The sequence below is a fragment of the Streptomyces sp. NPDC058086 genome, from assembly GCF_042885015.1.
GTDB lineage: Bacteria > Actinomycetota > Actinomycetes > Streptomycetales > Streptomycetaceae > Streptomyces.
In genome coordinates, this window is sequence record NZ_JBHVST010000097.1 from 16,334 (window position 1) to 41,732 (window position 25,399).

At 69.4% G+C, this 25,399-nt stretch carries 25 protein-coding genes; 16 read left to right on the top strand and 9 right to left on the bottom strand.

All coding sequences use genetic code 11. The features are described from left to right. Positions 1 to 154 precede the first annotated feature (154 nt). The 6 genes from ACFVWD_RS45025 to pflA all read left to right on the top strand — a co-directional run bounded on the left by ACFVWD_RS45025 (position 155) and on the right by pflA (position 8,017). Positions 155 to 1,564 carry an APC family permease gene (locus ACFVWD_RS45025; RefSeq protein WP_389603971.1) on the top strand — a complete coding sequence of 470 codons (1,410 nt, stop codon included), beginning with the start codon at positions 155 to 157 and terminating at the stop codon, positions 1,562 to 1,564. 51 nt (positions 1,565 to 1,615) lie between these two features. Further along, entirely contained in the window at positions 1,616 to 2,830 is a 1,215-nt protein-coding gene (locus ACFVWD_RS45030; RefSeq protein WP_389603936.1) for an arginine deiminase, read from the top strand. Between the two features lie 81 nt (positions 2,831 to 2,911). Continuing rightward, positions 2,912 to 3,913 (top strand): ornithine carbamoyltransferase, encoded by a 1,002-nt coding sequence (gene argF / locus ACFVWD_RS45035; protein ID WP_389603938.1) that lies wholly within the window; start codon positions 2,912 to 2,914, stop codon positions 3,911 to 3,913. A 3-nt stretch (positions 3,914 to 3,916) separates the two neighbouring features. After that, positions 3,917 to 4,840, top strand: a complete 924-nt coding sequence (locus ACFVWD_RS45040) for a carbamate kinase (protein WP_389603940.1) — start codon at positions 3,917 to 3,919, stop codon at positions 4,838 to 4,840. A 145-nt stretch (positions 4,841 to 4,985) separates the two neighbouring features. Next, the gene (gene pflB / locus ACFVWD_RS45045; RefSeq protein WP_389603942.1) at positions 4,986 to 7,283 is read left to right on the top strand and encodes a formate C-acetyltransferase; all 2,298 of its coding nucleotides are present in this window, start codon (positions 4,986 to 4,988) and stop codon (positions 7,281 to 7,283) included. 5 nt (positions 7,284 to 7,288) lie between these two features. After that, positions 7,289 to 8,017 carry a pyruvate formate-lyase-activating protein gene (gene pflA, locus ACFVWD_RS45050; RefSeq protein WP_389603944.1) on the top strand — a complete coding sequence of 243 codons (729 nt, stop codon included), beginning with the start codon at positions 7,289 to 7,291 and terminating at the stop codon, positions 8,015 to 8,017. Between the two features lie 62 nt (positions 8,018 to 8,079). Here the strand turns inward: pflA and ACFVWD_RS45055 are convergent, their stop codons facing one another. Next, positions 8,080 to 8,700 carry a DinB family protein gene (locus ACFVWD_RS45055; protein ID WP_389603973.1) on the bottom strand — a complete coding sequence of 207 codons (621 nt, stop codon included), beginning with the start codon at positions 8,698 to 8,700 and terminating at the stop codon, positions 8,080 to 8,082. 208 nt (positions 8,701 to 8,908) lie between these two features. Between ACFVWD_RS45055 and ACFVWD_RS45060 the strand changes: the two genes are divergently transcribed. Then, positions 8,909 to 9,460: a cysteine hydrolase family protein gene (locus ACFVWD_RS45060; protein ID WP_389603946.1), complete on the top strand. Its 552-nt coding sequence runs from the start codon at positions 8,909 to 8,911 to the stop codon at positions 9,458 to 9,460. Then, the gene (locus tag ACFVWD_RS45065) at positions 9,457 to 10,383 is read left to right on the top strand and encodes a GlxA family transcriptional regulator (protein WP_389603948.1); all 927 of its coding nucleotides are present in this window, start codon (positions 9,457 to 9,459) and stop codon (positions 10,381 to 10,383) included. The genes ACFVWD_RS45060 and ACFVWD_RS45065 overlap by 4 nt, the downstream gene beginning before the upstream one ends. A 31-nt stretch (positions 10,384 to 10,414) precedes the next feature. Here the strand turns inward: ACFVWD_RS45065 and ACFVWD_RS45070 are convergent, their stop codons facing one another. The 3 genes from ACFVWD_RS45070 to ACFVWD_RS45080 form a co-directional block, all read right to left on the bottom strand. Further along, entirely contained in the window at positions 10,415 to 10,954 is a 540-nt protein-coding gene (locus ACFVWD_RS45070) for a hypothetical protein (RefSeq protein WP_389603950.1), read from the bottom strand. After that, positions 10,951 to 11,244: an Ada metal-binding domain-containing protein gene (locus tag ACFVWD_RS45075; protein WP_389603951.1), complete on the bottom strand. Its 294-nt coding sequence runs from the start codon at positions 11,242 to 11,244 to the stop codon at positions 10,951 to 10,953. The genes ACFVWD_RS45070 and ACFVWD_RS45075 overlap by 4 nt, the downstream gene beginning before the upstream one ends. A 92-nt stretch (positions 11,245 to 11,336) precedes the next feature. Further along, a complete protein-coding gene (locus ACFVWD_RS45080; protein WP_389603953.1) occupies positions 11,337 to 11,978 on the bottom strand; it encodes a TetR family transcriptional regulator in 642 nt (213 codons plus the stop codon). Between the two features lie 144 nt (positions 11,979 to 12,122). Between ACFVWD_RS45080 and ACFVWD_RS45085 the strand changes: the two genes are divergently transcribed. Then, positions 12,123 to 12,962 (top strand): oxidoreductase, encoded by an 840-nt coding sequence (locus tag ACFVWD_RS45085; RefSeq protein WP_389603954.1) that lies wholly within the window; start codon positions 12,123 to 12,125, stop codon positions 12,960 to 12,962. A 53-nt stretch (positions 12,963 to 13,015) separates the two neighbouring features. Here ACFVWD_RS45085 and ACFVWD_RS45090 read toward each other — a convergent pair whose 3' ends face one another. Then, entirely contained in the window at positions 13,016 to 13,636 is a 621-nt protein-coding gene (locus tag ACFVWD_RS45090; protein ID WP_384924041.1) for a helix-turn-helix domain-containing protein, read from the bottom strand. Between the two features lie 97 nt (positions 13,637 to 13,733). On the opposite strand from ACFVWD_RS45090, the gene ACFVWD_RS45095 reads away from it, so the two are divergent. The 5 genes from ACFVWD_RS45095 (at position 13,734) to ACFVWD_RS45115 (ending at position 18,619) form a co-directional block, all read left to right on the top strand. Next, a complete protein-coding gene (locus tag ACFVWD_RS45095; protein WP_389603956.1) occupies positions 13,734 to 15,170 on the top strand; it encodes an MFS transporter in 1,437 nt (478 codons plus the stop codon). A gap of 574 nt (positions 15,171 to 15,744) precedes the next feature. Further along, on the top strand, positions 15,745 to 15,948 hold the full coding sequence (locus ACFVWD_RS45100; RefSeq protein WP_030872951.1) for a cold-shock protein: 204 nt from the start codon (positions 15,745 to 15,747) through the stop codon (positions 15,946 to 15,948). Between the two features lie 384 nt (positions 15,949 to 16,332). Continuing rightward, positions 16,333 to 17,856 carry a DEAD/DEAH box helicase gene (locus ACFVWD_RS45105; protein ID WP_389603957.1) on the top strand — a complete coding sequence of 508 codons (1,524 nt, stop codon included), beginning with the start codon at positions 16,333 to 16,335 and terminating at the stop codon, positions 17,854 to 17,856. 46 nt (positions 17,857 to 17,902) lie between these two features. Beyond that, positions 17,903 to 18,223: a hypothetical protein gene (locus ACFVWD_RS45110; protein ID WP_389603959.1), complete on the top strand. Its 321-nt coding sequence runs from the start codon at positions 17,903 to 17,905 to the stop codon at positions 18,221 to 18,223. A 66-nt stretch (positions 18,224 to 18,289) separates the two neighbouring features. Next, positions 18,290 to 18,619, top strand: coding sequence for an SCO5918 family protein (locus tag ACFVWD_RS45115; protein ID WP_389603961.1), 330 nt, complete (start codon positions 18,290 to 18,292; stop codon positions 18,617 to 18,619). A 125-nt stretch (positions 18,620 to 18,744) separates the two neighbouring features. Here the strand turns inward: ACFVWD_RS45115 and ACFVWD_RS45120 are convergent, their stop codons facing one another. After that, entirely contained in the window at positions 18,745 to 19,119 is a 375-nt protein-coding gene (locus ACFVWD_RS45120) for a hypothetical protein (RefSeq protein WP_168499649.1), read from the bottom strand. 542 nt (positions 19,120 to 19,661) lie between these two features. Here ACFVWD_RS45120 and ACFVWD_RS45125 point away from each other — a divergent pair. Continuing rightward, positions 19,662 to 20,006, top strand: coding sequence for a MerR family transcriptional regulator (locus ACFVWD_RS45125; protein WP_054235794.1), 345 nt, complete (start codon positions 19,662 to 19,664; stop codon positions 20,004 to 20,006). Positions 20,007 to 20,178: 172 nt separating this feature from the next. Here ACFVWD_RS45125 and ACFVWD_RS45130 read toward each other — a convergent pair whose 3' ends face one another. Next, entirely contained in the window at positions 20,179 to 21,987 is a 1,809-nt protein-coding gene (locus ACFVWD_RS45130; RefSeq protein ID WP_389603962.1) for an FAD-dependent oxidoreductase, read from the bottom strand. A gap of 128 nt (positions 21,988 to 22,115) precedes the next feature. On the opposite strand from ACFVWD_RS45130, the gene ACFVWD_RS45135 reads away from it, so the two are divergent. Next, positions 22,116 to 22,619 carry a MarR family winged helix-turn-helix transcriptional regulator gene (locus ACFVWD_RS45135; RefSeq protein WP_389603964.1) on the top strand — a complete coding sequence of 168 codons (504 nt, stop codon included), beginning with the start codon at positions 22,116 to 22,118 and terminating at the stop codon, positions 22,617 to 22,619. 108 nt (positions 22,620 to 22,727) lie between these two features. On the opposite strand, the gene ACFVWD_RS45140 is transcribed toward ACFVWD_RS45135, so the two are convergent. Both ACFVWD_RS45140 and ACFVWD_RS45145 read right to left on the bottom strand, forming a co-directional pair. Then, the gene (locus ACFVWD_RS45140) at positions 22,728 to 24,200 is read right to left on the bottom strand and encodes a glycoside hydrolase family 64 protein (RefSeq protein ID WP_389603966.1); all 1,473 of its coding nucleotides are present in this window, start codon (positions 24,198 to 24,200) and stop codon (positions 22,728 to 22,730) included. A gap of 72 nt (positions 24,201 to 24,272) precedes the next feature. Beyond that, positions 24,273 to 25,399: carbohydrate-binding protein (locus ACFVWD_RS45145; protein ID WP_389603967.1), on the bottom strand; the 1,127-nt coding region annotated here is incomplete at its 5' end.

Below are 25,399 nucleotides of genomic sequence, written 5' to 3' on the forward strand. Positions count from 1 at the left end.
TCACGGCAGCCCAGCAGGATCGTTCCCGGATCGACTCTTCCGCAGCCCGTCCCCAGCGACCCGCCCAAGGAGCACAGCCATGTCCAGCACCCCAAGCAGCGGCGAGAAACCAACCCTCAAGGCGGCACTGGGCCTGCCCTCGGCGACCGCGCTCGTGATCGGCAGCATCATCGGCACCGGAGTCTTCGCACTCCCCTCGGCCCTGGCACCGTACGGGCCGATCTCGCTCGTGGCGTTCGGCGTCGTCACGCTCGGCGCGCTCGCGCTGGCGGTCACCTTCGGGGCGCTGTCGAAGCGCGTCCCGGCGAGCGGCGGGCCGTACGTATACGCCCGTGAAGCCTTCGGCGAGTTCGCCGGCTTCCTCAACGCCTGGTCGTACTGGATCACCGCGTGGGCCGGGAACGCCGCCATCGTGGTGGCGTGGGTCGGATACGTCGAGGTGTTCGTCAACACCGGCCACCGTACGGCGATGTCGGTGCTCATCGCGCTGGTCGGGCTGTGGATCCCGGCCGCGATCAACCTCACCGGCGTACGGAACATCGGTGCCTTCCAAGTGATCACCACCGTGCTGAAGTTCATCCCGCTGGTCTTCATGGCCACGGTCGGGCTGCTGTTCGTGGACGCGCACAACTTCGGTTCCTTCAATGCCGGCGGTCAGTCGGCGATGGGCGCGATCTCGGCCGCCGCGGCCATCGCCCTGTTCAGCTACCTCGGCCTGGAGGCCGCCTCCGTGGTCGCCGGCCGGGTCCGTGAGCCCGGCCGCAACGTGCCGCGCGCCACCGTGTACGGCACCCTTGCCTGCGCGGTCATCTACATCCTGGGCACGCTGGCCGTCTTCGGCACCGTCTCGCACAGTGAACTCGGCGTCTCCACCGCGCCGTTCACCGACGCCGCCAACAACATCTTCGGCGGCACCTGGGCCGGTGACACGGTTGCGGTGGCCGCCATCATTTCCGGCATCGGCGCTCTCAACGGCTGGACCATGCTCTGCGCCGAGATGCCGTACGCCGCTGCCCGCGACGGACTCTTCCCCAGGGCCTTCGCGAAGCTGCGCGGCGAGAACGGCGTCCCGGTGTTCGGCATCGTCGCCTCCACCGTCCTCGCCTCGCTGATCACCGTCTTCAGCTACACCCGCTTCGACGACGTCTTCACCAAGATCGTGCTGCTGAGCGTGCTGACCGCCGTGATCCCGTACCTCTTCTCCGCCGCCGCCCAGCTGTACTGGCTGCTGGTCCGAGGCCGCGAGAACCTCAGCCCCCGGCGGCTGGCCCGGGACGTCACCGTCTCCGCGCTGGCGATGGCCTTCTCGTACTGGTCGATCCAGGGCAGCGGCTACCAGACTGTCTACTACGGGCTGTTCGTCCTGCTGCTCGGACTGCCGGTGTACGTGTGGCTGAAGCGCGACCGCGGAGAGTACGGCGAGAGCGGCGGCGTGCGGCTCGCGGCCGCGCCCGGTGAGGTGCGGGCCGCGGAGACCGTCCTGACGGCCAAGCGACTGTCCCGAGGCCTGCCCACGAGCCGAACCGGCGGCTTCCGGAAGAGCCCCCTCAACCACCAGGACTGACCGCACCACTCCACCGCCCGGCATTCGCACGACCACAGGAGCAGCCACGCCATGAACACCTTCCACGTCGACTCCGAAGTCGGCCGCCTCCGCCAGGTGATCCTGCACCGCCCCGGCCTCGAACTCTCCCGGCTGACCCCGCGCAACGTCGACGCCCTGCTCTTCGACGACATCCTCTGGGCCAAGCGGGCCCGCGAGGAGCACGACGCCTTCGCCCAGGTCCTGCGCGACCACGGGGCCCGTGTGCACTACTTCGCCGACCTGCTGGCCCAGACCCTCGACGTCCCGGAGGCCCGTGACTGGCTCCTGGACCGGGTCGTCACCCGTGCCAGTGTCGGCCCCGCCCTGCTGGATCCGGTGCGCGTGCGCTGCGCCGAGCTGGACGGCGAGACCCTCGCCGGCTACCTGATCGGCGGCATGCTCAAGAGCGACCTGCCGCTCGCCACCCCGCACAGCCTGGTCTGGAACGCGCTCGACACCGACGCCTTCGCGCTCGCCCCACTGCCCAACCACCTCTTCCCGCGCGACAACTCCTGCTGGATGTACGACCGGTTGTCGGTCAACCCGATGGCCAAGCACGCCCGGCGGCGCGAGAGCCTGCACGCCGAGGCCATCTACCGGTTCCACCCGATGTTCGCCTCCGCCGCGCCCGAGCCGATCCTCGACGGCCCCGTGGGGACGCTCGAGGGCGGCGACGTGCACGTCCTCGGCAACGGCGCCGTCATGGTCGGCATGGGGGAGCGGACCACCGCCCAGGCCGTGGAGAACCTGGCCGGGCGGCTCTTCGCCGACGGCACAGCCACCCGGCTGATCGCCGTCCAACTCCCCTCCACCCGTGCGTATATGCACCTCGACACCGTGCTGACCATGCTCGACCGCGACGCCTTCGCCATCTACCCGGGCCTCGCCGACGCCCTGCGCTCGTGGACCCTGCGGCCCAGTGAAACCCACGCGACCGGCTTCGACGTCACCCCCAACTCCGACCTGGCGACCGCGCTCGCCGAGGCCCTCGACCTCGACAAGGTGCGGATGCTCTCCGCGCCGCAGGACATGGCGGGCGCCGAGCGCGAACAGTGGGACGACGGCAGCAACTTCCTCGCCCTCGCGCCTGGAGTCGTCGTCGGCTACGAGCGAAACGTCACCACCAACACCTATCTCCGCAAGCAGGGCATCGAGATCGTCACCATCGCCGGCGCCGAACTCGGCCGCGGCCGGGGCGGCCCGCGCTGCATGAGCTGCCCGATCGAACGCGACCCGGCCGACTGAGCGCCGCCGTCACCGACACGGCCGTACGCCGCGACGACACCCCGGCCCACGCCCGCACCAGACGCACCAGCGAGGAACCCCATGACCACGGACCTGCGAGGCCGCTCCTACCTGAGCGAACTCGACTTCACCGCCGCCGAGATCCACCACCTTCTCGACCTGGCCGCCAAGCTCAAGGCGGCCAAGCGCTCGGGCACCGAACAGCCCCGGCTGACCGGCAAGCACCTCGCGCTGATCTTCGAGAAGACCTCCACCCGCACCCGCTGCGCCTTCGAGGTCGCCGCCGCCGACCAGGGCGCCGCCACCACCTACCTCGGCCCCGGCGACACCCACGTCGGCGGCAAGGAGTCCATCGCCGACACCGCCCGCGTCCTCGGCCGGATGTTCGACGCCATCGAGTACCGCGGCTCCGCCCAGTCGATCGTCACCGAACTCGCCGCCCGCTCCGGTGTCCCCGTCTACAACGGCCTGACCGACACCGCACACCCCACCCAGAGCCTGTGCGACGTCCTCACCATGCACGAGCACAGCCCCAAACCACTGCCGGACATCGGCTACTGCTATCTCGGTGACGCCCGCAACAACATGGGCAACTCCCTGCTGTCGATGGGCGCCCTGCTCGGCATGGACGTACGGATCGCCGCGCCCAAGGCGCTGTGGCCGGAGCCGGAGCTGGTCGCCGCCTGCCGCGCGCTCGGCGAGGGCAGCGGGGCCCGGATCACCCTCACCGAGGATGTCGAGACCGCAGTACGCGGCGCGGACTTCCTGCACACCGACGTCTGGGTCTCCATGGGCGAACCGGCCGACACCTGGCGCGAGCGCATCGAACTACTGGCGCCCTACCAGGTCAACGACAAGACGCTCGCCCTCACCGGCAACCCGGACGTCAGGTTCATGCACTGCCTGCCCGCCCTTCATGACCACAGCACCCGCCTGGGCCGCGAACTGCTCGACACCTACGGTCTCGACGGCCTCGAAGTCACCGACGAGGTCTTCTCCTCGCCCGCGTCCGTTGTCTTCGACCAGGCGGAGAACCGGCTGCACACCATCAAGGCCGTACTCGTCGCCACCCTGGAGGACTGAGCCATGCGCATCGTCATCGCCCTCGGCGGCAACGCCCTGCTGCACCGCGGTGAACGCCCCGACGCGTCCGTCCAGGAAGCGAACATCGACCGGGTGACCACCGCGATCGCCGCCCTCGCCCAGGAACACGAGATCGTCATCACCCACGGAAACGGCCCCCAGATCGGTCTGCTCGCCGTCGAGAGCGCCGCCGACCCCGCCCTGAGCGCCCCCTACCCGCTGGATCTGCTCGGCGCCCAGACCCAGGGCATGATCGGCTCCCTGCTGGCCCGCACCCTGCACGACGCCCTGCCCGGACGGCGGATCGCCGCGCTGGTCACCCACACCCTTGTCCGCGCCGACGACCCGGCCTTCGACCACCCCACCAAGTTCGTCGGCCAGGTGTACCCCTACGAAGTCGCCTCCACGCTCGCCCGAAAGCGCGGCTGGCACATCGCAGCCGACACCACCGGCTGGCGCCGCGTCGTCCCCTCCCCGGCACCCGAACGCATCCTGGAGACCGACACCGTGCACGAACTGCTGAACAGCGGCACACTCGTCATCTGCGCCGGCGGCGGAGGCGTCCCCGTCACCGCCGACCAGGACACCGGCGCACTCACCGGTGCCGAGGCCGTCATCGACAAGGACCTCACCGCGGCGCTGCTCGCCGAGGACCTCAAGGCCGACTTCCTGCTCATCCTCACCGACGTACCCTGCGTCTACGCCGGCTACGGCACCCCCGACCAGCGGCCCGTCCTCGGCGCCACCCCCGCCGAGCTGCGCCGCGGCGGCTTCCCCGACGGCTCGATGGGTCCCAAGACCGAGGCTGCCGCCCGGTTCGTCGAACGCACCGGGGGACTGGCCGCGATCGGATCCCTGGACGCCGCGTACGAGATCGTCCACGGCAGGTCGGGCACCCTCGTCAGGCCGGACCTGACCGTCGCGTGAACGCCCGTGACCAGAGGGCCGAACGGCCCTCGCCGAAGGCCGGGCGGCCAGGACACGGGCCCTGCCCGGCCCTCCCGGCGGCCATCGCGTCGCACGAGTATCGAAAGGGAGACATTCCAGTGCGGAGCAAGGGAGAGAACCGGCGATGACAGCGACAGTGACAGCCGGAACGCGCGCCCCCGAGGCATGGCGTGGCTTCGCCGGGACGCGATGGCGCGAGCGCAGCGAGATGGGGGTCCCCCCGGCCGAAGGCTGGGGGAGCGTCGACGTACGCGACTTCATCCAGGCCAACTACACGCCCTACGAGGGTGACGCGGCCTTCCTGACCGGCCCGACGGACCGCACCCGGACCGTGTGGGAAAAGGTCAGCGCCTTCTTCCCGGAGGAGCGGCGCCGGGGCATTCTCGACGTCGACCCGGCGACCCCCTCGACGATCACCTCGCACGCGCCCGGGTACATCGACCGAGAGCGGGAGCTGATCGTCGGCCTGCAGACCGACGCCCCGCTGAAGCGCGCGATCATGCCGAACGGCGGCCTGCGGATGGTCGAAAACAGCCTGAGGGCGTACGGCTACGAGCCCGACCCCTTCGTCACCCGCGTCTTCGGCACCTACCGCAAGACCCACAACGACGGTGTCTTCGACGCGTACACACCCGAGATGCGCGCCGCCCGCAGGGCCGGGATCATCACCGGACTGCCCGACGCCTATGGCCGCGGCCGGATCATCGGCGACTACCGGCGCGTGGCGCTGTACGGCACCGCACGGCTGACCGCGGCCAAGCGCGCCGAACGGGCCCTGCTGGACGCCGAGCCCTCGACCGAGCACGTCATCCGCGATCGTGAGGAACTCGCCGAGCAGATCAGGGCGTTGGACGAACTGACGCGGATGGCGTCCACGTACGGCTGCGACGTCTCCCGCCCCGCCACCACCGCCCACGAGGCCGTGCAGTGGGTCTACCTCGGCTATCTCGCCGCCGTGAAGGAACAGAACGGCGCAGCGATGTCGCTCGGCCGCACCTCCACCTTCCTGGACGTGTACCTGCAACGGGACCTGGCGGAGGGGATCCTCGACGAGACCCGCGCCCAGGAGCTGGTCGACGACTTCGTGATCAAGCTGCGGATCGTACGGTTCCTGCGCACCCCTGAGTACGACGCCCTGTTCTCCGGCGACCCGACCTGGGTGACGGAGTCCCTCGGCGGCATCGGCACGGACGGCCGGCCACTGGTCACCCGCACCTCCTTCCGCTTCCTGCAGACCCTGTACAACCTCGGCCCGGCCCCCGAACCCAACCTGACCGTGCTCTGGTCGCCCCGGCTGCCGACGGGCTTCAAGGAGTTCTGCGCCAGGGTCTCCATCGACACCAGCGCCGTCCAGTACGAGTCCGACGAGCTGACGCGCCCGCACACCGGGGACGACACCGCGATCGCCTGCTGTGTGTCGGCGATGGCGGTCGGCAGGCAGATGCAGTTCTTCGGGGCACGGGTCAACCTCGCCAAGGCCCTGCTGTACGCGATCAACGGCGGCCGGGACGAGATGACCGGCGAGCAGATCGCACCCGAGGCGCCCGCGCTGACCGGGGAGTACCTGGAGTACAAGGAGTTGTCCACGGCGTACGACCGCATGCTGGACTGGCTCGCCGCGACCTACGTCAACACGCTCAACGTCATCCACTACATGCATGACAAGTACGCCTACGAGCGCATCGAGATGGCACTGCACGACTATCCGGTGCACCGCTTCATGGCCTGTGGCATCGCGGGTCTGTCGGTCGCCGCCGACAGCTTGTCCGCCGTCAGGCACGCCCGGGTGAAGGTGATCCGGGACGACACCGGGCTGGCGGTCGACTTCGAGACCGAGGGCGACTGGCCGGCGTACGGGAACAACGACGACCGTGTCGATGCCCTCGCGGTCGGCCTGGTCGAGTCCTTCATGGCGAAGGTGCGCAGGCACCCGACCTACCGGGACGCCGAGCACACCCAGTCCGTACTGACGATCACCTCGAACGTCGTCTACGGCAAGCACACCGGCAACACCCCCGACGGCCGGCGCGCCGGACAGCCCTTCGCACCTGGGGCCAACCCCATGAACGGGCGTGACCGGCACGGTGCGGCGGCCTCCGCGCTGTCGGTCGCCAAACTGCCCTACGAGCAGGCCCGCGACGGCATCTCCCTGACGACGACGATCACCCCGGAGGGGCTGGGGCACGCGCCCGGTGAGCGAGTCGGGAACCTGATCGGCATCCTCGACGCGTACACGGCCTCCGGCGGCTTCCACATGAACGTCAACGTCCTGGACCGGGCCACGCTGGAGGACGCGATGGAACACCCCGACAAGTACCCGGAGCTGACCATCCGTGTCTCCGGCTACGCCGTCAACTTCGTCCGTCTGAACCGTGAGCAGCAGCTCGACGTGATCAGCCGCACCTTCCACGGATCGCTGTGAGGACCATGGCGACCGGCCGGATCCACTCCTGGGACCTGTCCACCGGCGTGGACGGCCCCGGGACCCGGTTCGTCCTTTTCGTCAGCGGCTGCCCGCTCCGCTGCCTCTACTGCGCCAACCCCGACACCTGGCACATGAGGGACGGGAAGGAGGCCACGGTCGAGGCGGTGATGGCCGAGATCGAGAAATACCGGGCCTTCGTCACCACGGCCGGCGGAGGGGTGACGATCACGGGCGGTGAACCCCTGCTCCAGCCCGTCTTCACCGCCGAACTCCTGCGCCGCTGCAAGGAGGCCGGGCTGCACACCGCCCTCGACACCTCCGGCTTCCTCGGCGCCAGGGCCACCGACCAACTCCTCGCCGACACCGACCTGGTGCTCCTGGACATCAAGTCCTTCGACATCCGTGCGTACCGGCAACTGACCGGCGGAGAACTGGCGCCCACGCTCAACTTCGCCACCCGCCTGGACCGCCTCGGCATCCCCACCTGGATCCGCTACGTCCTCGTCCCCGGCTGGACGGACGCCCCGGAGGCCGTCGCCGGGCTCGCCCGCTTCGTCGCCGGCCTCGGCAACGTCGAGCGGGTGGACGTCCTGCCCTTCCACAAGCTGGGCGCCTCGAAGTACGAAGCCCTGGGGATCCCCTTCCCATTGCGCGACACCCCGGTTCCCGGACCGGGACTGACCGAGCGCGTGCGAGAGCAGTTCAGGGAGTGCGGGCTCGCCGCGTACTGAGGGACCGGCCCGGTCTGTTCCGCAACCGCGTGCTCGGCCGGACGACCGGTCGGTTGGCCGGGTCAGTGCTGTCCGGCGCGATACAGGTCCCGTATCAGGGCGATCTCGGCTCCGTGGTGCAGCAGCTCCTGGTTGACCCACCACACGATGTCGATGAAGGGTTCGTCGGCGTCGCTGCCGTGCGGGTAGGTGCAGTACCCCACGGTGTCGAGCGCGGCGTCGTCGACGCTCAGCAGTGCCTTGCGCCAGGCAGTGGCGCCGGCGTCGAACGCGGCGACCGCCCCCGCGACATCCCCGCTGACGGGACTGACGTCCCGGGTCAGCGCGTGGCTGCCGTCCGTGTGGTCGGCGCGCAGGGTCAGCATTTCGCTCAGGTGGCTCAGGCGCCACGCGATGGTGGTGAAGGGCGGCGGCCACGGGTGCGGGTAGGGCGCGGCGTCACGCCCCCAGTCACCGGTGCCCGCCAGGAGGGTCGCGCGCGGGCCGGGCCCGTCCGCACGCCGCCGCACCGACCAGCAGCCCGGCACCGGCTCCCAGAAGTACTCCTCGCCGGTCATGGGGCCGACCTCTGTGTCCGTCCCGTCACCGCTGTCCATGACCGGTCCCGCCATGCGGCCGGCGAGGCGTTCGCGCGCGAAGTCGAACTGCTGCAGCAACGGGGCCAGGCGAGGCGGGATCACGATCATTCGGACTCCTGTGGCTGACGAACTGCCGGTCCTCGGGGGCCCGACGCGCCAGCTTGTCAGAGACGGCACGACGCCGCGTCTCATTTTCTGCGAGCCCACGTACCGACCCCTCGCACCAAGTCCTCACGCCGCTGACCGGATCGTTCCGGTGCGGGCCTGGATCAGGCCTGCGGATCCGGTATCTGGCCAGGTCAGAATGGGAGGCATGAACCGAGCGCTGATTGTGATCGATGTCCAGGAATCCTTCCGAGCCCGCCCGCTGTGGGAGGAGATCGCCAATCCGAAGATCGCGGAGCCGGTCAACCGTCTGGTGCGACTCGCCCGCGCCAACGGCGACCTGGTCGTCTGGGTCCTCCACACCGAGCCCGGCAGCGGCGGCGTCTTCGACCCGGCCCAGGGGCACGTCCGCCTGCTGGACGAACTGGAGCGGCCGCAGTCCGGTGAGCCGGTCCTGCACAAGACCTCCCACAACGCCTTCACCACCACCAACCTGCAACAACTGCTCACCGAGGCGGGCGTGCGCGAGCTGACGGTCTGCGGCATCCGTACCGAGCAGTGCGTGGAAACCACCACCCGGGTGGGAAGCGACCTCGGATACCGGATGGTCTTCGTCACCGACGCCACCACCACCAATCCGATCGGCGAGCTCAGCGCCGACGCGATCATCGAGCGCACCGAGGCCGTTCTGCGCGACCGGTTCGCCCGGATCTCCACGGTGGCCGAGCGGGAGGCGGAGCTGGGAGCATCCGAGGCGTGAGCCATGTCGTCTTCGTTCTCGTACCCGGCGTCCACCTGCTCGACCTCGCCGGACCGGCCCAGGTCTTCAGCATGGCGGGGGACTTCGGACAGCCCTACCGGCTGAGCTACGTCGCCGACCAGGAGCAGGTGTGCAGCGCCCAGGGACTGCCGCTGGCCGCCCGCACCCAGTGGCCGGAGCTGGGCGCCGACGACCTGGTGGTGGTGCCGGGGTGGAGAGCGTCCACACTGCGCGCCGGCCCCGAGCTGAGCCGGTCCATGCTGGATCGACTGCGCGCCCACCACACCGCCGGAGGCGCTGTCGCCAGCGTGTGTGCCGGGGCCGAGGCCCTCGGCCGGGCCGGGCTGCTGGACGGGCGCCGGTGCACCACGCACCACCACCTCCAGGACGAACTGGCGGCCCGCCATCCCCGGGCGATCGTGGTGCGGGATGTGCTGTTCACCACCGACGACCGGGTCGTGACGTCGGCCGGTATCGCCAGCGGCATCGACCTGGCGCTGCACCTGCTGGCCGTCCGCCACGGTCCCGCACTCGCCGCCCAGGTGGCACGGGACATGGTCGTCTATGCCCGTCGCAACGGCCACGAGCCGCAGGCCAGCGCCATGCTCCGGCACCGGTCCCACCTCGATGACACCGTCCACCGTGCTCAGGACCTCATCGACGCCCGATTCGCCGAACCACTGCCGCTGGCCCACGTGGCCGCCAGTGTCGGCGTCAGCGAACGCACGCTGACCCGGATGTTCCACCGCGCCACCGGCGGCCTGACGCCGCTGCGCTACCAGCAGACCCTGAGACTGGAACGCGCGGAGCACCTGATCGGCCACGGCACAACGGTGGAAGCCGCGGCCCGCGAGGTGGGCTTCCAGGACGTTCGGATGCTCCGCCGTCTGCGTTCCCGAGCGCCTTCCGAGGCGACGGGGTGAGCCGTTCCGGCTTGGCACGGCCGCTCACGACCTAGGACATGACCCAGCGGTGGCGGACGTGCCAGGTAGCGCCGTCGGCGGTCGCCCCGCGCAGGCCGTGCAGGGTGTCCGGGCCTGCGAGCGCGGGGAGGCGGGTGTCCCGCAGAGAGGCGAAGGCGAAGGTGCGCGCCGGGTCCCAGTCGGTGGAGTGGCGCAGACGGCGGGCGAGTTGGGCGAAGCCGAGCGGAGCCCCGGCCATGACCCAGGCGTCGGGTGCTTCGGCAGTCAGCCTTCTGGCGGGGCGCAGCCAGGATGCGGCGGTCTCCGGCCAGTCCACCGACGCGAGGACCTTTCCGCCACGCGCGTCCCACGCGGCGGCGAAGGCTTCGGCGGCCGCCAGGGAATTTGCGTCGCGGCTGTGCCCGATGGTCACGGTCTCGATCCGCGACTTCGGAAGGGTCAACAGGCCGATGAGGGCGGCGAGTTCGGCGTCCGTATGCGGCGTGGGTGCGGGCAGGTCGCTGAACTCGGCCAGCTCGGCGGCACCGATCAGGGGTGAGCGGGACCGCTCCCGCTCGGCGAGGATGCTCATGACGAGGCGCCACTGCCTTCTCGGGTCGTTTTCCAGCGGGCGAACTCGTCGGGCAGGCAGACCGCGCAGGGCCGGTATCCGGCCGCGATCGCGGTGGCCTCGTCCGGAAAGAACACGCGGTGCTCGACGTAGTGGCCGCGGGCGATGGCCCGGAGGGCGGAAGGGCAGTTGAGACGCCCGTAGAGGCGCCCGCGCCGGTGTCCGCCGAGTGCGCCCGGCGTGCCACTCCGACAGAGCTGCCCGTCCGGACCGAGCAGTGCGTACGTGCGGTGCGCGGCGGGGGGCGTCATCGATCTCGATCCCTTCCTGTCCAAAGTCACAAGTGAAGTCGCACCCCCAACCTTGCGGCTTGTGGACCGCCTTGCCCGGCGGGATTCGGTCGTCACGTTGTGCAGACGCCGGTGCCCAGTTCCTGAAGGGGCTGGGTTGTCGACGTTCCCGCGACGAGGCGTCGGACGGCCTCGACGACCGCGTCGCGGTGCTGTCGGGTCTGCTCGGCAGCCTGGTCGTGGGTGGCCATGGGGCTGGTGGGCATCCATGCGTTGGCGAGGGCGAGGGTGAACACGAGCAGGTCTTCGGGGGTGAAGGCCGTGGTCAGCAGGCCGTTGGCCTGCGCCTCGGTGATCGCGGCGGTCTTCTGCCGCATGGAGGCTTCCAGCCCTTGAGGCTCGCGGTCCGTGCCCGAACGTTCGAGGCGGTGCCAGGTGGCCAGCCGGAGCTGGTGCGGGTTGGCGAGGAGGAAATCGAACAGGCGGCCCGCGTAGCCCGGCAGGTCCTCGGGTGTGAAGGGGACCTCGTCGAGGACGCGGGCGACATGCGCATCCATGACGGCGTCGAACAGCTGCTCCTTGTTGCCGAAGTACGTGTAGATGAGGGCCTTGTTCACCTCTGCCGCGGCGCCTATGCGATCCACTCGGGCACCGGCGATACCGCGGGCCGCGAACTCGTCCGTCGCGGCTTTGAGCAGGCGGGCCTTGGTGGCCTCGGAGTCCCGGGGGCGGGCGGGGGGCTGGTGCTGGGGCATGCCTCCAGAGTAGTGCAACTAACTGTTTATTTGACACATCCCATGAGCAGTCGCACTATGTAAATGACTGTTTAGTTAGCAGGGTCCAGCCCTGCGGTTCCCGGCCTTCCTCAGCCACCGCCCTCCCGGAAGCGAAGACACCTCATGACCAAGACCTGGCTCATCACCGGCAGCTCCCGCGGCTTCGGCAGGGCACTCGCCCGCCACGTCCTCGACAACGGCCACCGTGTCGTGGCCACGGCCCGCCGCCCTGAGCAGCTCAAGGACCTCGTCGAGCGCTACGGCGACCGAGTCCGCGCCGTCGCCCTCGACGTCACCGACCCGGCGGCCGCCCGCGCCGCCGTGCAACTCGCCCTGGACGCCTTCGGCGGGCTCGACGTCGTCGTGAACAACGCCGGGTACGCCAACAGTGCCGCCATCGAGGACATGCCGGACGAGGACTTCAGGGCCCAGATCGAGACGAACCTGTTCGGCGTCGTCAACGTCACCAAGGCTGCCCTGCCCGTACTGCGCCGACAGGGTTCCGGCCACTTCCTCCAGTTCTCCTCCATCGGCGGACGCGTGGGCGGATCACCGGGCCTGAGCGCCTACCAGACCGCGAAGTTCGCCGTCGAGGGCTTCTCCGAAGTCCTCAACGCCGAAGTCGGGCCCCTCGGTATCAAGGTCACCATCATCGAGCCCGGTGGCTTCCGCACCGACTGGGGCGGCTCGTCCATGACCGCCCTGCCCGTAAGCCCCGCGTACGAAGAGACCGTTGGCGCGATGAGCCGCTACCGCGAACAGACCGCCGCGACCTGGCCCGGAGACCCCGCCCGGGCAGCCAGGATCATCACCGACCTCGTCGGGCTCGACGAGCCGCCGCTGCGCCTGCTGCTCGGCGCCGGAGCCGTCGAGATGGCGGCCACCGCCTCCCGTACCCGTGCCGCCGAAGCCGAGCGGTGGGCCGATGTCAGCCGCTCGGCGGACTTTCCCGCGGGTGAATGACGGAGGTGACGGGGCGGAGCACGTCCACCGGATCAGCCCCGCGGCGGCTCGACTCAAGACGTTGTTGACGGCGGGGTTGCGGCGGTCGCCCGGTCGGGATCGGATGCGGACGGTTTCGCGCGGACCACGGCTTGATCGCCTCGTGGTCCGAACAGATGCAGGATTTCGACGGCGCTGTTGTTCGCCGGACCGAACCAGTGCGGTTCTCGGGTGTCGAACTCGGCCACTTCGCCCGGGTGGAGTGTGCAGTCCTGCTGTCCGAGGATGAGGCGAAGTTCGCCCGCGAGGACGTAGAGCCACTCGTAGCCGTCATGGGTCACCAACGCCGGCTCGCGGGGAGCCAGTACCTGCTTGAACACCTGCACCCGACCCGGGTACTGCGTCAGCGGCACGAGGACGCTGCCGTGACCTTTGCGCAAGGGCTTGAGATGCACCCGAGGGTCACCGGTGGCCGGCGCGGCCACCAGCTGGTCGAGTGCGATGCGGTGCGTACGCGCGAGCGGGATGAGCAACTCCAGGGTCGGGCGCCGCTTGCCCGACTCGAGACGCGACAGCGTGCTCACCGACATTCCGGTCGTCGCCGCGAGCGCCTCCAGTGTGAGTCCGCGGTCCCGGCGCAGCGTGCGCAGCCGGGGGCCGATGCCGTCGATGATCTGTTCCAGCTCCGCGTCCATGGGGTCCAGTTTGCAGCCTTCGCAAATTTGGTGGGCGGCGGGTGCGGTCCGGCCTGAGCCTTGCCGGGCAGCCCCTTCCGGACGTGAGAGGTACCAAGTGACCGCGACCACCCATCCCATTCAGCCACTTGACCCCGTTCAGCCCGTTCTGAGCGTACGCGGACGCTGGACGGTGCTGGCCGTCTGCTGTCTGAGCATGTTCCTGGTGGGCCTGGACACCACCATCGTCAATGTCGGATTGCCGGCGATCGGGCATGGTCTCGGTATCGGGACCCGCAGCCTCGAATGGACCGTGGACGCGTACACGCTCGTCCTGGCCAGTCTCCTGATCTCCTCCGGCGCGCTGGCGGACCGGTTCGGACGCCGTCGGGTGTTCCAGGTCGGCCTGGTCGTGTTCGGTGCGGCTTCGCTGGTCTGTGCGATCGCTCCTTCGGTGGGCGTGCTGATCGCGGCCCGCGCCGTCCAGGGAATCGGCGCCTCGATGCTCAGTCCCGTGGCTCTCGCGATCGTGGTGAACGCGATGCCCGACCCGAGGGAGCGAGCGCAGGCGATCGGTGTCTGGGCGTCGGTCTTCGGGCTGAGCATGGCGGCCGGCCCTGTTACGGGCGGCGCCCTCATCGCGGGCTGCGGCTGGCGGTCGGTGTTCTGGATCAACGCGCCGGTCATCGTGGGCGCCCTCGTGCTCAGCGCGCTCTTCGTGCCGGAGTCCCGCGCACCGCGGGCACAGCGGCTCGACCTCCCGGGGCAGGCCCTGCTGACCGTGGTCATCGGCGTCTCGGTCGGCGTCCTCATCGAGGGACCGCGTATCGGTTGGGCGTCGCTTCCGGCGCTGGTCGCGTACGCGATCGTTGCCGTGGCGGCAGTCGGATTCGTGTCGGTCGAATCCCGCCGGAGCGAGCCGCTGATGGATCTACGGCTCTACCGGCATCCGGTCTTCAGCAGCGCCGTGCTGGGCGCCGTGGCGGTTTTCGTCGCCCTGAACGTGACGCTCCTGCTCAACACCCTCTACCTGCAACACACCCGAGGCTGGACACCACTGGCCGCCGGCGTGGCGACGTTGCCCATGGCTGTCGGAGCGACCGTCTGCGCACCCCTGTCCGGCCGTCTGGTCGGTCGTATCGGACCGCGGTTGCCGCTTGTCCTGGCCGGCGGTTTCATCACGGCGGGCGGACTCTGCCTGGTCGGGCTCGACCAGCACACGAGCGTGCTCCTGCTCCTGTCGGCCTACTTGCTCATCGGCGTCGGGTTCGGCTTCGCCAACGCGCCGATCACCAACACCGCGGTGAGCGGACTGCCTTCCACCTGTGCGGGCGTGGCCGGAGCGATCACGTCCACCGCACGCCAACTCGGCTCCGCGCTCGGCATAGCCATCGCCGGCGGCCTGGTCGCGGGCACCACCCCGACGGGACTCGCGCACGCGTCCCGCCCGGGCTGGATCCTGGTCTCCACCTGCGGACTGTTCCTGCTCCTCGTGGCCCACGCGGCACGGCCGAAGAAGGACACGATTCGCCCCACCTCCCCGCAAACACGGTGAGCCGAGAGGCCAACGCATCTCGGCCGCCGCCTCGACCCCGACATCGACTTCGTCGACAGGGCCGGCCATGGCGGCCGGCCGCCCGCCCCTCGCGGCCGGCGGTGTCAGCTCCTCCGGTATCGGTATCCCCGCTATGGCGAAAAGGTCTGCGGTGCGCAGGCCGAGCGCGGGCGCGAACTGTCCGAGCAACCCTGGGGAGGGTCTTCCGGCTCGCATGGCGCAGCGTGGCGAGGAACTGTTCGATGGAGCCGCAGCCTCGTCCGCGTCATCCGTCACCCCTCGGGGCGAGCCAATATCTGTGCCCGTGAAGTGAGAAAATGGCGGAAGGTGCAACGAGGTTTACTGTATCGACAGGCGGGGCGCGATTATTTACCGCACGCGATCGATCGCAACGTGCTACTGTAGATCCCAGTTGCAGTTGTGGTTCCCGAAATCTTGCAAGTGCCCTCACCGGCTTCATCTGCCGGTGGCGCTCTTTTTCGGCTCCGGCGATCTTTCCGGCGGGATAATCATCGCGGCGACGCGGAGTACGCACAGTGCGAAGCTCCGAACACCGTCCCGAAGGAGATTTGACATGGCTGCCGGTACCGTGAAGTGGTTCAACGCGGAAAAGGGCTTCGGCTTCATCGAGCAGGACGGCGGCGGCGCGGACGTCTTCGCCCACTACTCGAACATCGCCGCCCAGGGGTTCCGCGAGCTGTCGGAGGGCCAGAAGGTGACCTTCGACATCGCGCAGGGTCAGAAGGGCCCGACGGCTGAGAACATCGTTCCCGCCTGACGCTGACACGTACTTCGCAGCTGGGGCCCGCACCTTGGGGTGCGGGCCCCAGCTCGCCGCTTTCCGGGGCGCAATCGCTCCGTCAGGGCCGTGGTGATGTCACCCACGAGCTCCTCCGGATTCCCCCCGGGGATGTTCCACCTCAACGCTCCGGATGCAAATCCGCCAAGGCCTCACTCAACGAATACCCGGTCTCACTGCCGAGATCGCGCTGCTCTCTGCGGCGGCGTATTCCGAGGCCATTCCCTGCCGATCCGACCGATCTGGCCGATCCGATCCGACCGATTCGGCTCCGCATTATTTTCGGCTCGTTCTTGCGATTCTCTGCGCTGTTCATTCGCTGCGGGAATTCCTTGATACGTGCCACATCAAGGAAGGTTCCCCATGAACCGCACGCGTACAAATGATCGCTTCGCCCGCACCCGCGCCCGCGGAAATTCTGGTTCCCAAAGGGGCGGCAGCCGCTACGGAGCCGCATCCTCCAGCCGCTCCACTGCCCCCAGCCGCGCGAAGGGGTACGGACGCCAACAGACCTCACCGCAAGGTGAGTTCGCGCTGCCGACCACGATCACCCCCGCGTTGCCCGCCGTCGAGGCGTTCGCCGATCTCGCCCTGCCGACGCCGTTGCTGGCCGAGCTCGGCCGCGCAGGTGTGACCGTACCGTTCCCGATCCAGGCGGCGACCCTGCCGAACTCCGTCGCGGGCCGTGACGTACTCGGCCGCGGCCGCACCGGCTCCGGCAAGACCCTCGCCTTCGGTCTCGCCCTGCTGGCCCGTACGGCCGGTCGACGCGCCGAGCCGCGGCTGCCGCTGGCCCTGGTCCTCGTACCCACCCGAGAGCTGGCCCAGCAGGTCACCGACGCGCTCACTCCGTACGCCCGTTCCGTGCGACTGCGTCTGGCCACGGTGGTCGGTGGGATGCCGATCGGCAGGCAGGCCAGTGCGCTGCGCGGCGGGGCCGAGGTCGTCGTAGCGACGCCGGGCCGGCTCAAGGATCTCATCGACCGCGGCGAATGCCGTCTGGACCAGGTCGCCATCACCGTCCTCGACGAGGCCGACCAGATGGCCGACATGGGCTTCATGCCCCAGGTCACCGCGCTGCTCGACCAGGTGAGTCCCGAGGGGCAGCGGATGCTGTTCTCGGCCACCTTGGACCGCAACGTCGACCTCCTGGTCCGCCGTTACCTGAACGACCCCGTGGTTCACTCCGTCGACCCGTCCGCGGGTGCGGTCACCACCATGGAGCACCATGTACTCCACGTGCACGGCGCGGACAAGCAGCGGACGACCACCGAGATCGCGGCACGCGAGGGTCGGGTGATCATGTTCCTGGACACCAAGCACGCGGTGGACCGGCTGACCGAGCATCTGCTGAACAGCGGCGTCCGCGCCGCGGCCCTGCACGGAGGCAAGTCCCAGCCGCAGCGCACACGGACTCTGGCCCAGTTCAAGACCGGGCATGTGACGGTGCTCGTGGCGACCAATGTCGCGGCGCGCGGGATCCACGTCGACAACCTCGACCTGGTCGTGAACGTGGACCCGCCCAGCGACCCCAAGGACTATCTGCACCGGGGCGGCCGCACGGCCCGCGCCGGCGAGTCCGGCAGCGTCGTCACCCTGGTGACGCCTCAACAGCGACGCGACATGAGCCGACTGATGACTGCCGCCGGGATCACCCCCCAGACCACCCAAGTGCGCTCGGGCGAAGCCGAGTTGAGTCGCATCACCGGCGCCCAGGCCCCCTCGGGGATCGCGGTCACCATCACCGCGCCGGTCGTGGAACGTCCTCGGCGCGGCTCCTCTTCCCCGTCCCGGGGCCGCCGCGGACGTACCGGTCAGGGCCGATCCGCCGGCGAGGCGGCACGCCGCACGCCGCGGCGGTCGTCCGCAGCCACAGCGGCGGCCTAGAACCTTCGTGATCGGAAACCTCACCCATCCATCCAGGAGGCCCCCTTTGACACTGGTTCAGACGCAGCAACGCCAGGTCGGTCCCGCTCTCACGACCGTGTTCGACGCCCTGGACGCATCCGGACCGCGGGTCGGTGACGACATCACCGTCGAGGTGGCCCTGTTCCTCATGGCCAGTGCCCGTGTCGAGTACCTGCTCCTCTGCGACCAGGACGAACACTGCACTGGTTCGGTCACGCGGGCCCAACTCGCCGTGGTCCGTGACAGCCCCGCCTACACGGACCGGATCCGGGTACGGGATGTCCTCGACACCGGCGGACCGCACGGCCGCGGCCCGGGCGCCCTCGCCCTCACCGTCTCCCTCTGATCCGGCTCACCCGATCGGGATCAGCCCCGTTCCTCCCTCTCCCTTCTCCCTTCCCTGCGAGGCATCATGCGCTGCGTCATCGCCCGGTTCCCCTTCGACCTCACCAAGAGCGGGGTACTTGCCTCGATGAAGGGCGTCAAGCCGGAGCCCATCACGGGGGAGTCCGTGGTCATCGGCCGCCGCCACTACCCCGTGAAGCAGGTGGGCGTGGTCATCACTCGGCAGGACCCCCGCGACTTCACCAGCGGGGAAGTCACCCGGGCCATGACGCGCCTCGGCTTCACCTGCCGAGGCGCCCATGAGCCCACCCGTGAGTCGGCGACCGCCATGCAGGCCCTTACGCCGTTGCAGACCGCGTCGGCGCTGCTCGGCAGCCCCACGCCGCTGGGACTGTGAGAACCGACGGAAGCTGACACCAGGACAACGATGGGGCCCTGCCGACGCGCGTCGGCAGGGCCCCATCGCGTGTCACCGTCCGGTCGACGGCTCCCGGCCGACCGGAGCGGTCCGGGTACGGTGCCTCACTGGTCGGAGTAACTGAAGTCGCCCACGGTCCAGGCACTGACGTCCTTGATCGCGACGCGATACATTCCGCCCGTCTCGGGAATTCCGACGCTGCCCTGCAGGATCCGGGCGAGGTGGAAGTGCAGATGCGTGGGAGCCTCGCCGGGTTCGGGTCGGCCCACTGTCCGGTCGGCGGAGAAGACGTCGGAGAAGGGGCCCAGGCGGTCCGAGTCCTTGAGGACCTCCGACACGCGCTCCCTCCATACGGCTTCGGGAGCCAGCCGCCCGGTGATGACGGCACCGCCGACCACCACGGTCAATGACATCTGATTGCTCTGCTCGGACTCCACCAGGGCGCAGAGATCCACGAGCAGCTCGTCAGGGTTCGACATGAGAGCCGATTCTATTCGGTGCGCGATCAGAGCGCTGGAGTCGGTCGACCGCCGCGCCTCCGCCGCCACCTGCCCATATGGCCTGCACGACAGAGAATATACGTGCCTTGGGCAACCTAAAATCTACGTTTGACAGAGTAGACATTGGGCGGTGGCGTGATTAGTGTTTCTCTCGTAGTGCAGAAGTTCGCAGGTCGGGGTGACTGTGGAGTCTCGAAGCCGAGTTGTCCGTAGGACGGTGACGAGACGGACGGTCGCGCCGCCTGCCAAGTGAGTTGATCCAGCGGAGGAACGGAAGGAGCCGACGCCATCGGGATCGCCCGGCCGACAAGCACGAGGTCGGGTGCCGCAAGACCCCGGAATGGAAGGTGGTCCCCGGTCACGCATCCGCGATCCCCGCATTCCCGCCCCCTCACAGGGGCCAGGTAGCGGAAACAAGAGGTCGGCAGAGCGGTAGTGCCGACAGATGGTGTTCAATTTCCTTCGGGGCCCTGGTGCCGTACGGCATCGGGGCCCCTCGACGCGTTGCACAACGAGGTGAAATGACAGCAGATACTCCACTGAGTGGTCGTCTGGACGACGACGACTACCCCGCGTACACGATGGGCCGGGCCGCCGAGATGCTCGGTACGACTCCCGGCTTCCTCCGGGCCATCGGCGAAGCCCGCCTGATCACTCCGCTGCGCTCGGAGGGTGGGCACCGGAGGTACTCCCGCTACCAACTCCGGATCGCCGCTCGCGCCCGAGAGCTCGTCGACAGGGGGACCCCCGTCGAGGCCGCTTGCCGCATCGTCATCCTCGAGGACCAACTCGAGGAAGCGCAGCGCATCAACGCCGAGTACCGTCGCGCCGCGAACGAGGTGTCCGACACTTCCAGTTCCGGCTGAGCGCGAACGGCCCAACCACGTACGCCCAACCACGTACGCCCAACCGTGGGTCCCTCAACGGGACCACGGCCGTGCTCCGTGGTGGGCTGCGCAGTGCAACGGAGTTGACGCGCGGTGTGGAGGATCACCCGTATGGGGCATTCGCCTCGTCGGCGCCGGGGCGGCCGAGGAGCTACTGGTCGCTCCGGCCGTTCCGGTCGCTGGGGTCGGTGCGGAGGTTGGCCGCCAATCGGGTGATGCTCTGGACCGCGAGCTCGGCGAAGTTCGAGCGGGCGACGATCGCGGTGGTCTCCCCTTGCCTGCGGACGCTGCGCAGGTCGCGCTGGACCTGGCGCGAGAGCTGATGGAGCTCGCGTTGGGCGGTGGCGAGTCGCTGCTCGGCGGCGCCGCGGATCCGACGGTGCTCACGTCGGGTGCGGGGGACGGTCGAAAGGCTCGGTGCGGGCATGTCGGCGCTCGTTTCTGCGTGGTGCGGCTGCGTCACCGCCACGGGGCGGATGCCGACTGCGTCGAGGTAGGTGGCGAGTGAACCGAGGTCGGCCGTGCCGACCACGGCCGCGACGTACCCGTCCGGACGGACCAGCACCCACTGCTCGGACGACAGCCCGTATGTGCTGTGGACATGGCCGCCGGTGTCGAGGATGTCGCCCCCACCGCCGATGATGTGGATGTGCAGGCCACGGCGCGGCGCCGGTGCCGGGGCATCGTCGACGTCGTGGCCGAGCAGGGTCCAGTGGGGCCCCTGGAACAGGCTGAACAAGCGCGTGGGGAGGCCGCCCGCGCCGGTCACGGGCGCGTCGGGCGCGCGGTCGCCGGCCCGGACGCCTTTGTCGCGGTCCGGACCGGTCATCGACAAGGGCGAGTCCAGGTAGCCGAGATCGAGCTGACTCACCTCGCGGCCCCGGTGGGTGTCTCGGTTCTTGGCCGCTTCGAGCAGCCTCTCGGAGAGGCCGAGGACTGCCTCGGCGATCGGTCGGCGCTCCTTCTCGTAGGTCGACAGCAACGATTCCGGAGCGTCGTCGAGCACGGCGGCGAGTTTCCAGCCGAGGTTGTAGGCGTCCTGGACGCTCGTGTTGAGGCCCTGTCCGCCGGTCGGCGGATGGCAGTGTGCCGCGTCCCCGGTCAGGAACACCCGCTCGCGCTGGTAGGTGTCGGCCAGCCGGGCGTTCATCTCGAACGCGGACGCCCAGGACACCGAACGGATCACGACGTCGTTCCGGCCGGTGCGCTCGCGGAAGAACGAGGTGAGCCCCTCGGCCGAAAGGTCGATGTCGACCTCGAAGGGAATGGGGGCCTGGAGCTGGAACATGTCGGTGCCGTAGAGCGGGCACAACGACACCTGCGCCGCCGTGTCCTCGCCCCAGCGGTGCCAGGCGTCCGACGAGACACCATCGACCAGTACGTCCGCGACGATCGCCCGGACGCCGAGGGTCTTGCCGGGGAAGCCGATGCCGAGGGCCTTGCGGACGAAGCTCGATCCGCCGTCGGCGCCTATCAGGTACGAGGCCCGCACGGTCCGCTCGCCGTCAGGGGTCGCGATCCGTGCGGTCACGCCGTCGGCGTCCTGGTCGAAGCCGACGAGTTCGTGGCTGTAGTGCGGGGCGTGGCCGAACTCGGTCAGCCGTTCCCGCAGCCGGCGCTCGGTGAGGAACTGCGGGACGAGCAGTGGAATCTGGTACGGCTCGTCCGGCGTCGGATCCGACATCTCGACGGTGGCCTTGTCGACCGGTCCCTCGGCGGTGTGGAAACGCTGGACCGGGTACTCACCCCCGGAGGCGACGATCCGGTCGATCACGCCGAGGTCCTCGAACACCTCTTGGCTTCGGGGCTGAATGCCCTTGCCGCGGGAGCCGATGAACGGATGCGCCGCCTTGTCGATCAGCAGGAATCCGACATTCCGGCGGGCGAGGTCGATGGCGAGGGTTAATCCGGCCGCTCCCGTTCCGCAGATGATCACGTCAGTGTCCGGGGTGTGAGTCATGGCTCAGCTCTCCGTCGGCAGTAGTTGTCCGGGCGGTTTCAGCACGCTCGAAGGCCACACACCAAGATTGGTTCGTGGCACGTACTAAACTAGTTCGCGGCACGTACCTTTGCAAGTAGAATCGGAGTATGACTTCGCCCAACGACACGCCGCCCCCGGTCGCACCGCCACGCACAGGTGAGGATCCCGGGCCGGTGGATGTGGACGCCCTCGCCCAGCTGTCGTTTCTGGTGCACAACGCCCTGGACGAGATCGCCGGGCAGCATGACTTGTCGATCATCCAGACGCGACTGCTCGGGGTGCTGCGGGACCGGGAGCCGACGATGAACCAGCTCGGTCGGCTGCTCGGCCTGGACAAGTCCTCGATCAGCGGCCTGGTCGACCGCGCACAGCGTCGCGGCCTGGTCACGCGCACCGTCAGCCCGAACGACCGCCGCGCGTTCCAGGTGTCGATCACCGACGCCGGCCGACAACTCGTCGAACAGCTCGCGGCAGAGTTCACCGAGCGGATCGAGCTGTCCGTCGCGCCGCTCTCGGACGCCGACCGGCAGCGGCTGTCCCAGTTGGCGGCCCAGGTCGTGGCCTCCGACGCCCACCGCCGCGGCATCGACCTGCGCACCACGCCCCGCTGACCGGGCCTCGGAGAACCCGCTCCTGCTGGGGGAGGGGGCGGCTCGAACGGCTTCGCCTGACTCTCCAGGCCGGACCTCCGAGGCCGCCCCCTCTTCACCGCGTGTGGATCACCAGCCGATGCCGAGTGTCAGCCCGGTCGGCGGGTTCGCGTTGCCCAGGATCTGCACGGACGACTGGTCGTTGATGTCGTCGTAGGGGAAGGCGTAGGCACGCCGGCCGAGACCGACGGTGTGGAGGAAGGCGGCGTAGTCGTTCTTGATGCCTCCGGTGTAGTAGGCGGACGGGGTGTACCAGGCCGAGGTGTCGAGGGCCACGCCCCGGTTGAACGCGGCGCAGAACTCCGCGCCGAGCTGTTTCTCCGGGTCGCTGCCCGTGGCCAGCGCGCCCGCGCAGGCCACGACGTCCGGGGAGGACGGCTTCTGGAGCGTGTAGGGACCGGCGCCGTTCTTGGTGAAGGTGAGCGTGGTCCCGGAGACACCGCCGGTGAAGGTCTCACCGAGCCGGGTCAGCCTGAAGGGGTGTGCGGAGTAGTAGGACCAGGTCTGGTCGATGGTCGACTGGAGGTAGTTCGCCTGGGAGCCTCCCGTGAGGAAGAGGTGGGAGGAGCGCGGCGCGGTGATCCGGTAGGTGCTCTGCAGCGGCTTGAAGGCCGCGCCCACCGAGGCGGCGTACTGGGACATCACCTGGGCGCGGGTCAGTGTGATGCCCCGTGCGGTGTCGTAGCCGCTCGACGTCTGCGTCAGACGTGAGGTCATCGGGAAGCCGAACTGGTCGACCTGGGTGGTGTTGCCGCCGAAGGCCACCTGTCCGAAGACGTACGTGTACTCGTACCAGTCGTAGTAGACGTCGGTGTTGGGGTCGTTCGGGTTGCGCAGGTCGGGGCCGCCCCAGCCCTGGTCGTCCGGAGAGACCGGAATGTAGAGCGGGGAGCCGAGGGAGACGTAGATCCGGCCGCCGCGGATCGATGTCGGCGAAGGTACCGAACCGCCCGACCGGGCGAGCGTGAACGACATGTCCGGGTAGTTCACGCCGTTCTTGGTCAGGTGTCCCGGCGCGTTCGCGTCCAGGTGGTTGATGTGGGTCATGGTCCCGTCTGCCTTCATGTACGACCACTGACCGGGCGTCACCTGGCCGAGCACGGTGACGTAGATCTGTGTACTGGCGTACGTGCCACGGGTGTTGTTCTGGAACGTGATGGGGAAGCCCCCGTCCCCGCTCCCTCCGCCCCCGTCCCCGCCGCCGCTGCCGATGGCGTAGGAGAAGTGCGGGGTGTCGTAGAGCGGGCCGCTCTTCTCGTACGTGAACCAGTACTCCAGGGTGAAGCCGCTCGGCAGGCCGCTGACGTTCTGCTGCCAGGTGCCCGCGTTGTTCGTCATCCGAAAGTTCTGCTGGCCGGCGCCGGCCGACAGGTAGTGCACATCGACCAGGGACGCGGGGGTGGTCGGCTTGAACCAGATCTGGACCGAACCGGAACCGGTCGAGGTGACGCCCTGGGTGTAGTCGGCGGCGGCCCTCGCGGATACCGCCCCGGCCAGGCCGAGTGCCAGCACCGTGAGGAGGGCGGTCAGGACGGCTGTCACCAGCCTTCTGACCTCGGGGCGTGATCTCCTGGGCCTGACCGGGAGATGTACGATCATTCGTCAACTCTCCCGTCAGTGGCCGAAGTCGAACCAGTTGACGTTCACGAAGTCCGCGGGCTGGCCGCTGGTGAAGGTCAGATAGACGTCGTGGGTTCCGGTGACGGCGCTGATGTTCGCGGGGACCGTCTTCCACGTCTGCCAGCCGCCGGTGTTGGCCACCGCGAAGCTGCCTATCGGCGCGCTCGTGCGGCTGTCGAGGCGCACTTCGACCAGTCCGCTGACACCGCCCGCCGCGCCGCTCGCGACCCGGCCGTAGAACTGCCTGGCCGCCGTGGCGCCGAAGTCGACACCCTTGTAGAGCGCGTAGTCGCCGTTCGCGAGCGTGTCGATGTTCTGGCCGCCGCCCGTGTCCGTGGTGGTCTCCGTGCCGACGCCCGCCTGGCCGTCGTACGACTCGGCCTGGATCGCGCTGTACGCGTCACGGTTGCCGGAAGGCGGCGGGGTCGTGGGCGGCGGGGTCGTGCCGCCACCGCCGGTCGACTGGAGCACCTGGACGTAGTCGACCACGAGCGGGTGGCCGGGGTCCGTGCCGCCGTCGGGGCCGCCGCCGAAGGCCGCCGGGAACTCGCCGCCCATCGCGACGTTCAGGATGATGAAGTAGCCGTGGTTGGTGGCGTTGGCCCAGGTCGTGGCGTCGACCTGATTCTGCCTGACCGTGTGGAAGTTGACGCCGTCGAGGTAGAAGCGCATCTCCTCGGGGCTGGTCGACCTGTCCCACTCCACGGCGTAGGTGTGGAAGCCGCCCTGGCAGGTCGTGCCCTCGCAGACCTTCTGACCGCCGATGCCGGACTTCTCGTTGCAGGGGCCGCCCGGGCTGGTGCCGCAGTGCATCGTGGCCCACTCGTTGTTGATGCCCTGGACGTTCTCCACGATGTCCAGCTCGCCGACGCCGGGCCAGTTCCACCAGTTGCCGCGGTACGGGGCGCCCAGCATCCAGAAGGCGGGCCAGTAGCCCTTGGCGGCGGCGCCGGTCACGTTCGGCATCTGGAGCCGGGCCTCGACGCGGAGTTTGCCGCCGGCGGGCGGCTGGAAGTCGGAGCGATTCGTCTCGATGCGGCCCGACGTCCAGTTGCCCGCGGCGTCGCGCCGTGGGGTGATCCGGAGGTTTCCGGCGCCGTCGAGAGAGACGTTGTTGGTGC

What these genes read in the sequence shown, in the direction of transcription:
- ACFVWD_RS45075 (WP_389603951.1), bottom strand. Translation starts at nt 11,244, where the DNA reads ATGACGCCCCCCGCCGCGCACCGCACGTACGCACTGCTCGGTCCGGAC.
- ACFVWD_RS45115 (WP_389603961.1), top strand. Translation starts at nt 18,290, where the DNA reads ATGCGCTGCGTCATCGCCCGGTTCCCCTTCGACCTCACCAAGAGCGGG.
- argF (WP_389603938.1), top strand. Translation starts at nt 2,912, where the DNA reads ATGACCACGGACCTGCGAGGCCGCTCCTACCTGAGCGAACTCGACTTC.
- ACFVWD_RS45060 (WP_389603946.1), top strand. Translation starts at nt 8,909, where the DNA reads ATGAACCGAGCGCTGATTGTGATCGATGTCCAGGAATCCTTCCGAGCC.
- ACFVWD_RS45130 (WP_389603962.1), bottom strand. Translation starts at nt 21,987, where the DNA reads ATGACTCACACCCCGGACACTGACGTGATCATCTGCGGAACGGGAGCG.
- ACFVWD_RS45100 (WP_030872951.1), top strand. Translation starts at nt 15,745, where the DNA reads ATGGCTGCCGGTACCGTGAAGTGGTTCAACGCGGAAAAGGGCTTCGGC.
- ACFVWD_RS45105 (WP_389603957.1), top strand. Translation starts at nt 16,333, where the DNA reads ATGAACCGCACGCGTACAAATGATCGCTTCGCCCGCACCCGCGCCCGC.
- ACFVWD_RS45030 (WP_389603936.1), top strand. Translation starts at nt 1,616, where the DNA reads ATGAACACCTTCCACGTCGACTCCGAAGTCGGCCGCCTCCGCCAGGTG.
- ACFVWD_RS45085 (WP_389603954.1), top strand. Translation starts at nt 12,123, where the DNA reads ATGACCAAGACCTGGCTCATCACCGGCAGCTCCCGCGGCTTCGGCAGG.
- ACFVWD_RS45080 (WP_389603953.1), bottom strand. Translation starts at nt 11,978, where the DNA reads ATGCCCCAGCACCAGCCCCCCGCCCGCCCCCGGGACTCCGAGGCCACC.
- ACFVWD_RS45135 (WP_389603964.1), top strand. Translation starts at nt 22,116, where the DNA reads ATGACTTCGCCCAACGACACGCCGCCCCCGGTCGCACCGCCACGCACA.
- ACFVWD_RS45090 (WP_384924041.1), bottom strand. Translation starts at nt 13,636, where the DNA reads ATGGACGCGGAGCTGGAACAGATCATCGACGGCATCGGCCCCCGGCTG.
- ACFVWD_RS45040 (WP_389603940.1), top strand. Translation starts at nt 3,917, where the DNA reads ATGCGCATCGTCATCGCCCTCGGCGGCAACGCCCTGCTGCACCGCGGT.
- pflA (WP_389603944.1), top strand. Translation starts at nt 7,289, where the DNA reads ATGGCGACCGGCCGGATCCACTCCTGGGACCTGTCCACCGGCGTGGAC.
- pflB (WP_389603942.1), top strand. Translation starts at nt 4,986, where the DNA reads ATGACAGCGACAGTGACAGCCGGAACGCGCGCCCCCGAGGCATGGCGT.
- ACFVWD_RS45125 (WP_054235794.1), top strand. Translation starts at nt 19,662, where the DNA reads ATGACAGCAGATACTCCACTGAGTGGTCGTCTGGACGACGACGACTAC.
- ACFVWD_RS45120 (WP_168499649.1), bottom strand. Translation starts at nt 19,119, where the DNA reads ATGTCGAACCCTGACGAGCTGCTCGTGGATCTCTGCGCCCTGGTGGAG.
- ACFVWD_RS45070 (WP_389603950.1), bottom strand. Translation starts at nt 10,954, where the DNA reads ATGAGCATCCTCGCCGAGCGGGAGCGGTCCCGCTCACCCCTGATCGGT.